Raw genomic sequence first — 7772 nt, 5'->3', positions numbered from 1 at the left:
TTCCTTTGGGCATTATCCTAACCAACTTCGCTCCGGAAAGCTTTTGGATTCAAATTGGATCTAGCCCTAGTCAGTTTTCTGATCTCACCATCTCTCACTTTCTCACCGCGAATCTAATTCCAGTCACGCTTGGCAACATCGTTGGTGGGACAGTACTGGTAGGATTGACTAACTGGGTGATATATCGTCGCCCGCAACTTAGATCAGTCGCTGTTGCACAGCTAGAAATCAAAACGAACCCGTACTCTGCGATAACCAACAATGTGAATATTTCATCACTTGTGGAAGATGTAATGGATCCAACCCCAATAACATTAAGAGCGGACACTCCTGTACCCATTGCACTAGACGCTTTACTAGAAAATAAACTCACCATTGCCCCAGTATGCGATGCTAATGATCATCTTATCGGTTTTTTTTCCACTCACGATGTAATGGTCGATTTGTGGTGTGAGGACTACAAGATTGGCATACAACAAAAGGTAGTCGATCTAATGTCACACGAAGTCTTGTCAGTACAAGCCAAAGATCGATTACTAAATGTCGCTGAACGTTTCTGTATTGATAAAGAGCAACTCTTTCCCGCTAATGAAGCAGGCGTCGCAACTCAGCTTAATACGATGTCAGTTGAAGAGAGAGCGAAAACAATGAAAGCTTCTGTACCGCATACGTTAGCCGTTTTAGAAGGGAATACTTTTGTTGGAATCATCGATCGCCACGCTGTGATGAAGGCGCTTCGACCAATCTATGGAAAACCCATCATCGTGACAAAGCCACATAACCAACGCTCGGCTTGATCCTGTCGTTTTCAATTCTGAAGTCGTAAAAAAGCCCGCTATATAAGCGGGCTATCTTAGATATAGTTGATTTCAACTATTTCTTAATACCTTCAATATGCAGTTCCATATCAACGTAGCTTGAGTCGCCCATCACCTGGATTGAGAAATCTGCAAGCTCTAGTCGAGTTTTGCCAACAAAGCCCACACGCTCATTACCCCATGGGTCATTACCTTCGCCAATCAGTTCTGCGTTGATAATAATAGGTTTAGTCACACCGTGAAGAGAAAGATCTCCTGCAATGTCAAACTGACCATCACCGTTATCCGTCACCTTATTACTGACAAACGTTGCCGTATTGAATTTAGATGCGTTAATAAAGTCATCGCTACGTATATGCTTGTCACGTTCAGCATGGTTCGAGTCTAAGCTACGAGTATCGACATTCACTTTCACTTGAGAACTTTCAACGTCAGATGAGTCGAATGAAAATTCACCATCAAACTTGTTGAAACGCCCTTTGATGAAGCTATAGCCTAAATGGCTTACCTTGAAGTTAATAGACGCGTGCGCGCCTTTAGTGTCGATCATGTAATCAGCAGCGTTCGCCCCCATTGAAGAGAACATTGCCATCGCCAGACCAGTTGCCATTAGTGCTTTTTTCATTTGATTCTTCCTATCATCTTGTTGAGCGTATTATCTTTCGTTATGAAGTGATGTTTGATTGCGGCTAGTGCATGTAAAGAGCTCATAATCACGAGCGCCCAAGCTGCAATGCGGTGTATCTGACCTGAAAGATCGGCCTGCCCTTCAAATAAGGCGCCCATCCCAGGCACAGTAAAGATTCCGAAGACGTCAATGCCTCGGCCATCCTCTGTTGAGATTAAGTATCCAGTTGTAAATATAGTAAACAGTAGAACATAAATAGCACTATGCGCGACTTTGGCAGCCAGTACCTCTAACTTATGTCCTTCAATGTCAGGGGACTCAGTAATTTTTTTCCAAAAAATACGAACTAAGGTAACGACACACAACAAGATACCAATGGATTTATGCCAATGCGGTGCAACTCGATACCATTCACTGTAATAGCTTAGATCCACCATCCAGTAGCCCACACCAAACAAGCCAAAGACAGCGAGTGCAGATACCCAGTGTAATACTCGTGCGGTTAAGTTATATGTTTGTACATTACTGCTCATTCTGTCATCCGTTAAATCTAAGAGAATGCTAATCGGTCTCAATTAGAGTACGTAGTATTGAAGTTGAGTACATATTATTTACTAAGATTTACAATTGCGTAACTACTAAAAATTGATGGTGTCATTCAACTTTTTCGAACTTGTTATAAAGGCCATTCGTTGCGGCGAATCACACCACTGATCGATTCATGATCTCACTTCAAAAAGTCCTCTTTGATATGGATTAAACTATTAATAGTCTGAAACTTTTTCTATTTGATAAATTTCATCGCTAATATCAGCCAATCGACTTTCCATGATCGCTTGCGCGTCTTGAAGACCCTTGTTGTAGAACGCAGGGCCAAAATTTTTACAGATATGTTCGAATAAAAACTCTGCATCAAATTGACCAATTTCAACATCGAATTCAGATTCCAAATACTGCTGGAGATCATCGCTCATCTCTCTTTTTTGCTTTGCATTAAACTCTATCTCAGACATTGCCTCATCCTTTTATATTTTCATTAATACCCCAGTAATTCTTAGATTATTACCTTAAAAAGTGGGGGTGATCATGAAGTTAGATATTCTACGCTGCAGTCTAGAATAGCTATGGTAATCTTCCAACACAATGGATTGTAGTTGTTCAATTATTCGGGGTTTCAAGTTTGCTATTAGATGTATTGATTCAAAGTGTTAATGAATTTCAAACCGACTGCCTTAAGTTGTGTGAAAAGCATTACCCTACCATTCACAATCAAGGAATGAGTCAACATCACCTCGGGTTGGCTTTCTCTCGCCGACTTTCACGCACGTTGAATGAATTTGGGCATCACTGCGACTATGGTTTTTTAGAATCGACTAAAAATACTGACAATCCACATCATTTTAGAGTCAGTTCTGATATTGGTACTGTCTGGATCCTAACTCATCATATGGTTAGTGCAGGGAAAACATGCCGAGAAAAGCTAATGAAAGATGTAGGTGAATGGCAGCAGGAGTATGGGTTTGCGACTCAACCAAACGATCTGCTATTGCTACTGTCTGATCATTGGATTAGCCGAGGCAAGCAAAGCCGAGAACTCATGCACTGGTGGACGGGAAGATTGCCCGATGAAATTGATGCCTACAGCGCTCAAGGCATTAGCCTATATGAAAGTGAATCACAATTGACTCACCTACTAGAAAGCCAGTACAAGTTAAGCCCTTATTATATTAAGTACTCGCACCCTTTAACGCACTCCAAAAACCAACAATTAGTTAGGAAATACATTCAGCTATACGCCATTATTCAATGGAATTGATCTGTTAACCTTCAGTCATTGTCATAGTTTCTTCACCTCTCGCCATTACTCTTAATCCAACCTCCCTTCTTGCATCTATTAAGTAGTGAAGAAACTAAAACGATACCAATACGAACGCTACGCGGTACTTTGTAACCTGAGCTACCATCGAGTATTTAAACAAAGCAATTATGGCTTTTCTGGACAAGGTCAGCGCATTATTAATAACCGACTTGGTCAAACTTTTATTCGAGTTCTATGGAGTAAAGATGAAGAGGAAGTTGTTGTCGTTTTTAAAGGCTCTCACAACATATGGGACTGGTTATTAACCTGCTGCGTTTGGCAAAAGAATTGTAAAGAGTTCGACTTAAACTATTCTATACATGCGGGTTTTCATTTCCTCCTTAGCCAAGAAAGTATTCCCAAACATAATCTCGACACGCTTGGGCTTTCCGTTTTTGAACGACTTTTTCAAATCCTGACGCCCCTCATCAAAAGCAATAAAAGAATTACGCTCACGGGTCACTCTTCAGGAGGTGCTATCGCCTGTATTGTCGGCGATGCCATTGAAAAGCGTTACCCTAAATCAATAAAACGCATTGTTACTTTTGGGCAGCCTGCGATAGGCGGCAAACACTTTATGAATAGATACGCTCTAAAAAGAAAAACATATCGTATTTGTTGTGACCTCGATATCGTCACTTTCCTACCACCTATACCCTATTTTTACCGTCACGCGGGTAAGCAACTGTGGTTATATAATGGTCGAATTTATGAAAACACATCCACGGCTATAAGGCTAGTACGCTCAATAACCTCTTGGCTTCTCAAACCCTTCACCTATCACTTGATGAGTAAATACATTCGGAACAAAGATTACTTCGACGAAAGGTAGAAAATTATGAAACTAATCTGAAATTTGAAGGATTCGAGTACGGAATTCAAGCCATGGTCTCATTTATTCATCAAGATGGTTTAACTCTCTCATTGAATAATTAATATTGACTCACTCAAAGAGTTATTCGCTGTTTAATTACTATACAGGCACTATGATCCTAACTACGAAATCTCAGTTTCAATCTTTAATATTTACAGATACAAATGGTGAGTATATTGCTCATTATTCGCACTGGAGTTTACGTAGTGTCTTTCAACCGATATTCGGCCACAACAACATTTTAGTTGGCCTCGAAGCGCTCGTTCGCATTGAAGATGTTCATGGAGAAAGTATTCGTCCGGATCTATTTTTCAGTTCTACTGACATTTCGATTAAAGATAAAGTCAACATAGATAAACTCAGTCGCGTCATCCATATCCGAAACTTCGCCATTTCTGAGTACAAAAACCTCAAACTGTTCTTGAATATTCTACCGAGTGTCAGTGAATATTTTGCTCTAAGCGATATCAATACTTGTTTACTCTCTAATCGCTTAAAAGAGCTGCAAATAGATCGCTCCCAAATCGTTATGGAAATTGTCGAACTGAATGCCAACAACGAATACTTGTTTGTCGAAGCAATCAAAAGGCTATCTCAAGCTGGGTATTGTATCGCCATTGACGACTTTGGGGCCTGCGCTTCCACTATCGAGCGCGTAAAATCAATTCAGCCTGATATCATTAAGCTCGATAGGGACCTTCTATTGGAACATTTTAGTGGTGAATCAAATCGCTTACTGGAAGGAATTAAAATGGCCCGTGCATTAGGTGCTCAGATCATTGTTGAGGGTATTGAAACAAAAGAACACCTACAAGCAATGGAAAAGCTTGATTTAGATATGTTTCAAGGCTTTTACCTAGCCACCCCACAACCTATTCTCAGCTGCATCAGCAACGCAGTCTAACGTAATAGGTACACACACCTCCAATATCTCTTGTTTTTACCTTTCAGCTTTCAACTATTGCCGTTCAAGATTCACTCGGTTGAACATAAAAAAGGCTCCTTATCTAAAGAAGCCTAGTTTATGAAGTTCTGATGAGCTATTTGGAGTCGCCGTAACGCTCCAAATACAGAACGGTTGCCGCAGTCCTTGAGGGCACTTGAAGCTTTTTAAGTAAGCTTTTCATGTGCACTTTCACTGTCGATTCAGAAATAAAAAGACGATCTGCAATTTGTTTATTTCTAAAGCCTTTTGCAACCTCTTGAAGTATCTCTTTCTCTCGCGTGGTCAGCGAAGAAAAGACATCTTCACTGCTTCCACGATTTGCCAGATATTGAACAACTTCATCGCTATACGCTTTATTGCCTGTCGTTGCTTTTTTCAGTAATTCAACGAGTTCATCAGGCTCGGTATCTTTAAGGAGGTAACCATCGGCGCCCGCTTTAATGATCGCTTCTATATCTGATGCATTGTCGGAAACAGTAAGAATGACAATGGCAGCCGTCGTACCATCGGCGCGAAGCGCTTTTAATGTATCTAGCCCTGACATACCTTTCATATTAAGATCGAGCAATATTAAATCAGGATCTATTTCGTGCGCTTTCGCAATGGCATCAGCACCATTACTCGCCTCTGCAACCACTTCAAACTCGTCTTCAAAACTCAGCAATTGGTTGATGCCGCGCCTCATTAACGGATGGTCATCCACTAGCATTACTTTACAATTATTCAAAACTTACATCCTTAGGCTCGTTGATACGTAAGAGTGACTGTACACCCGCGGTCTTTCGAAGAATCTATTTTCAAATCACCATTCAAGCGAGATGCGCGCTCATGCATGATTGTTGTGCCATAGTGATTCAACTTTTCGACACTTTTTTCAAAGCCGATACCATCATCGACGATAGATACAGTCACCAAATTATTTTGTTCTAAACAGTTCACTTCTATTAACGAAGCATCCGCGTGCTTAATCGCGTTAATGGTTGCTTCTCTGATCAATTGCAGTAAATGAACGACTTGGTTTACTTCCAACTCTGTTGACGTTAATTCATTTGTTAATACGATCTTAGCATCCGTTTGCTGCTCTAACTGCGACAACATTTCTCGTAATGCCTCGCCAAAACTACCTTCTTTAATGGTTAAACGAAATGTTGTTAATAGTTCTCTAAGTTGCGTATAAGCAGAGGAAATACCGTTATGAATTTCATTAATTACAAGATCCGCTTTATCTGTTTGATCATTAGACTCTTGTTTAGCTAGTACTTTCTTTAATAATGACACTTGTATTTTTAAATATGAAAGTGATTGAGCAAGTGAATCATGTAATTCTCGTGCAATCGTTGCCCTCTCTTCCATAATAAGCAATTGTTCGGCTTGTCTCTGCGCTTGATTATAATAAATGGCTCTCGATAGAATTTGAACGAAATTGTCGATCAATGCTTGATCTGGGCAAGGTAACGCACTTTTCCAATACAGAAAACCTAATTGGACACCATCGAGTTCGAATGCTTTTCTTTTGTCGTAATCATCACAAAATTCACCTGCATAGAATTCAGAATTCTTTTCACCTTTTTCAATAATCTCTATTTTGGCGCAGCGAACGCCCTCAATATTCGCAACCTGGTTTAGTATCGCTTGGAAGTTATCATGGGTGATTCGAGACGCCGTCAATTCTTGTGATGACCTATATAGCATGCCCAAAGATTGGTTAGCGTGTTGTAATCTATGGGTTTTATCATTAACGGCTTGCTCGAGACCGGTGTACAAACTCCCTAAATCTGCGGCCATTTGATTGAAAGTACGATTTAGAATACCCATTTCACTCTGACTTGAAGTGTCTAGCCAAACATCAAAAGTGCGGTCTTTAATCTGCTCACTGGCTACCACTAACGACCTCAAAGGCCCAACGATCTCTTTTCGTACATAGCGAACAACCCAAACACTGACGAGTAAAATAGCCCCTAACCCTAGGCCACCAACCCAAGCCAGTACCTTAAGTTTTCGCTCAGAAAACATCTGAAGTTTGAATACAAAATCGTCAATTTGAGAAACGAACAAAGCAACCACTTTCGAGTATTGCTCTTTATCTTGACTCGTTAACACCGTTTTTAATTCATGCCAACGAATAATCAGTTGATAATAATCATGGGTGATATCTTGAGGGACGTAGAAGTCTTGCAATTGCTTCATTGATGGTGAGTAGATTGAGCGTTCAAATTGGTGCATATGGGCGGCGACATCAACCGAATCAGTTTCAACATCATAGGCCAAACGATAACTTTGCATTCGCATTGAACCCGCTACATTGACCGCTTCCGCATCGTTTAAGCTGGACGCCAACGTTGTGATCGCCAAACTGGTCGTTATTAATGAAAGCAAAACTATCAATAACATAGCCTTTGCTACTGCCTTAGTGACAGAATGTTTAACCCTTTTAAGCAAGGTTTTCTCCTAAGCAGTATTTCTGTTCTACACCCACACCCGGCTCCTATTTTTGATAGTTATATAAATATGTGACCAGTCTCGTCGAAATTTATTGATCTAAAACATATTTCTACCTGAATTAACCCCTAATGGGTATTTAACCATATATGTCAAAAACTACAATTTGTGTATAGAAAAAGTTTGTTTATTAACAAGAAATATAGCTG

Annotated in this window: 9 protein-coding genes; 4 read left to right on the top strand and 5 right to left on the bottom strand. The window is 40.3% G+C overall.

The genetic code is table 11. The annotated features are described in order from the left end of the window. Positions 1–797, top strand: a 797-nt coding sequence (locus BCU12_RS08845) for a CBS domain-containing protein (protein ID WP_133153841.1), incomplete at its 5' end; no start/stop codon positions are given. Positions 798–873: 76 nt separating this feature from the next. On the opposite strand, the gene BCU12_RS08840 is transcribed toward BCU12_RS08845, so the two are convergent. The 3 genes from BCU12_RS08840 to BCU12_RS08830 all read right to left on the bottom strand — a co-directional run bounded on the left by BCU12_RS08840 (position 874) and on the right by BCU12_RS08830 (position 2459). Further along, positions 874–1443, bottom strand: a complete 570-nt coding sequence (locus BCU12_RS08840) for a YceI family protein (RefSeq protein ID WP_102403964.1) — start codon at positions 1441–1443, stop codon at positions 874–876. Next, positions 1440–1979: a cytochrome b gene (locus BCU12_RS08835; RefSeq protein ID WP_102403963.1), complete on the bottom strand. Its 540-nt coding sequence runs from the start codon at positions 1977–1979 to the stop codon at positions 1440–1442. Before BCU12_RS08835 ends, BCU12_RS08840 begins: the two co-directional genes overlap by 4 nt. 231 nt (positions 1980–2210) lie before the next feature. Beyond that, complete coding sequence (locus BCU12_RS08830) at positions 2211–2459, bottom strand: DUF2164 domain-containing protein (RefSeq protein WP_102403962.1); 249 nt, start codon at positions 2457–2459, stop codon at positions 2211–2213. 167 nt (positions 2460–2626) lie between these two features. Here BCU12_RS08830 and BCU12_RS08825 point away from each other — a divergent pair, with 167 nt between their 5' ends. The 3 genes from BCU12_RS08825 to BCU12_RS08815 all read left to right on the top strand — a co-directional run bounded on the left by BCU12_RS08825 (position 2627) and on the right by BCU12_RS08815 (position 5082). Next, a complete protein-coding gene (locus BCU12_RS08825; RefSeq protein ID WP_102403961.1) occupies positions 2627–3262 on the top strand; it encodes a hypothetical protein in 636 nt (211 codons plus the stop codon). Positions 3263–3347: 85 nt separating this feature from the next. Next, positions 3348–4136: a DUF2974 domain-containing protein gene (locus BCU12_RS08820; RefSeq protein ID WP_102403960.1), complete on the top strand. Its 789-nt coding sequence runs from the start codon at positions 3348–3350 to the stop codon at positions 4134–4136. A gap of 154 nt (positions 4137–4290) precedes the next feature. Next, on the top strand, positions 4291–5082 hold the full coding sequence (locus tag BCU12_RS08815) for an EAL domain-containing protein (protein ID WP_102403959.1): 792 nt from the start codon (positions 4291–4293) through the stop codon (positions 5080–5082). A 136-nt stretch (positions 5083–5218) separates the two neighbouring features. Here BCU12_RS08815 and BCU12_RS08810 read toward each other — a convergent pair whose 3' ends face one another. Together BCU12_RS08810 and narQ are read right to left on the bottom strand one after the other, a co-directional pair. Beyond that, positions 5219–5833 carry a response regulator gene (locus BCU12_RS08810; protein WP_102403958.1) on the bottom strand — a complete coding sequence of 205 codons (615 nt, stop codon included), beginning with the start codon at positions 5831–5833 and terminating at the stop codon, positions 5219–5221. 29 nt (positions 5834–5862) lie between these two features. Next, entirely contained in the window at positions 5863–7563 is a 1701-nt protein-coding gene (gene narQ / locus BCU12_RS08805; RefSeq protein WP_102403957.1) for a nitrate/nitrite two-component system sensor histidine kinase NarQ, read from the bottom strand. Positions 7564–7772 lie beyond the last annotated feature (209 nt).

The sequence above is a fragment of the Vibrio sp. 10N.261.55.A7 genome (genome assembly GCF_002877365.1).
In the GTDB taxonomy this organism is placed as follows: Bacteria; Pseudomonadota; Gammaproteobacteria; order Enterobacterales; family Vibrionaceae; genus Vibrio.
This window is presented reverse-complemented; position numbering and strand designations above follow the sequence as displayed.